This window comes from Undibacterium sp. RTI2.2 (assembly GCF_035018705.1).
Classification (GTDB): Bacteria; Pseudomonadota; Gammaproteobacteria; order Burkholderiales; family Burkholderiaceae_D; genus Undibacterium.
On sequence record NZ_JASJXN010000135.1, the window covers coordinates 1 to 564 of the forward strand.

Here is a 564-nt window from a genome sequence, read left to right on the forward strand (position 1 = left end):
AAGCAATGAGGCTGACGCCTCCCGCGCTGATATCACCGCCCTGAAGGACCGTGTTTTACGCGCTATCTGGATAAATTGAACGTGTGTTCGAGGTAGTTCAAGCCGACCATCAAACGGATGGCAACGCCCGGACGCCCTTTGCCTTCGGCGTAGAGTGGCCCGAACTCGGTGACAAACGCTTGCCAGTTAATTTGGTGGGAGAGTTTTACCAGAGCATGGCGATGATCCACCATGTTGTTCAATTCGAGCCGGAACAGCTCATGTTCGCGTTTGAAGTCAGTCTCTTTGGGAGTCATCAATTCACCAGATTTCGCAGAGTGATTTGCCATTCCTAGTGAATTTATAGGTTCTTATTCGTCTTGTAAACCGCTTCCTGCTTGGTGTTGCGGTTTATTTCAGGGACGACTGTCTTAACGACGATGTTTTTTTCGATGCAGAAGTTGATGTTGATTGGTGGTTTGGTGACTGTCTGAAAATTTTTTCCGAAACAAAATCAATACCAGAGTATGAAGTCCTACAACCTAATGAGTCCGCATTGGTCAACGCGTCCATACTATCGAAGGC

1 protein-coding gene is annotated in these 564 nt (G+C 47.5%); it reads right to left on the reverse strand.

Annotation, left to right across the window (positions count from 1 at the left end; translation table 11 throughout):
• Window positions 1-62: 62 nt before the first annotated feature.
• Window positions 63-329 carry a hypothetical protein gene (locus QN395_RS21430; protein ID WP_322118943.1) on the reverse strand — a complete coding sequence of 89 codons (267 nt, stop codon included), beginning with the start codon at window positions 327-329 and terminating at the stop codon, window positions 63-65.
• Between the last annotated feature and the right edge of the window lie 235 nt (window positions 330-564).

Coding starts and splice junctions, on each gene's coding strand:
- QN395_RS21430 (WP_322118943.1), bottom strand. CDS start 329: ATGGCAAATCACTCTGCGAAATCTGGTGAATTGATGACTCCCAAAGAG.